This is a genomic window from Zooshikella ganghwensis DSM 15267 (genome assembly GCF_000428585.1).
Classification (GTDB): Bacteria; Pseudomonadota; Gammaproteobacteria; order Pseudomonadales; family Zooshikellaceae; genus Zooshikella; species Zooshikella ganghwensis.
The window spans coordinates 1-1,165 of the sequence record NZ_AUAF01000403.1 but is presented as its reverse complement, the minus strand read 5'-3'; the positions used below and the strand labels follow the sequence as shown (position 1 = coordinate 1,165).

Here is a 1,165-nt window from a genome sequence, read left to right as displayed (position 1 = left end):
TCTTTTGATACGCGCTTCACTCATCATTCACCTGCGCCCCTTTCTTTAGATTTTTACTTCAGGTGAGGCGACAACTATCCTGACATAAGGGGCTATAGTCGTTTGACAAAAACTTAATGTAAATACTGTTACTATATTTGTTAGTAATAAATATTTTTTTATTTTACGCATACTCTTAAACATCTATTATCCATTGTTCATTAAATCCAGGGTTTATCGCTATGGGATAACCTCTTGGATTGGACATAACCTTACAGCTATCTACCATATAGTCTTGTGATCTATGAATATGACCATGAAACCAGTAATTTGGTTGCGTTTTCTTTATCAACCATTCAAGGTTCGACGCATACGCGGCACTGATATAATCTTGATTTTGATTTAGTGGAATTGACTGAAAGCTAGGTGCATGATGAGATACAACGATGCGAATTAAAGGATTAGTTACATTATTTGCAGAAAGTAATTTATCTTCAGACAGTTTTTTATCTAACCAGTTGACCGACTGCTGATGTATAATGGCAGTATCTTTAACAGTCAATGCTGATTGATGATTAGAATGATAAATATAGTTATAGTCATTCATCCTTTGTTGACAAGTTTTTGCTACATTATAATCGCTACCAAATAGATTAAAGTCTGTCCACAATGTGGCACCGTAGAAAATAACATTTTCTAGCTGAAAAGAGCTATTTTCTAATAGATGTATATTTGTATCTTGGCAATAGTTGTATAGCTCTGTGAGTAACCCTGGATAACTATGGAGATAATATTCATGGTTACCTAATACATAGATAATTTGTTGCGATGAGAAGGTATCAAGGACCCATTGAGCACCCTTTACACCTAGATTAATATCACCTGCCAAAATAACTACATCCGCTTCAGTTTTGGGCAGTAGATAAGCACCAAACTCCAAATGCAAGTCACTAAACAACTGTATTTTCATTGCAATATCACAACCCCAATTCTTCTCTAGATAAACTAAGGGAGTGCTTAATACTTCATTATACACTTAAGCCAGTGATGTATTGGATGTCATTGAGGAACAAGTTCTGTTAAAACGAAAGGGCTCTATATGGATTCCTAGGGGGTTATATCAATAGCTCTATTAGATCATTAAGTAAGCTTTTTCCTCGGCACTTTATATTGTACACAAACTCAA

At 34.8% G+C, this 1,165-nt stretch carries 1 protein-coding gene; it reads right to left on the bottom strand.

The genetic code is table 11. The annotated features are described in order from the left end of the window. Positions 1–175 precede the first annotated feature (175 nt). Positions 176–949: a metallophosphoesterase gene (locus F607_RS0127350; RefSeq protein ID WP_027710506.1), complete on the bottom strand. Its 774-nt coding sequence runs from the start codon at positions 947–949 to the stop codon at positions 176–178. Positions 950–1,165 lie beyond the last annotated feature (216 nt).

Coding starts and splice junctions, on each gene's coding strand:
- F607_RS0127350 (WP_027710506.1), bottom strand. CDS start 949: ATGAAAATACAGTTGTTTAGTGACTTGCATTTGGAGTTTGGTGCTTAT.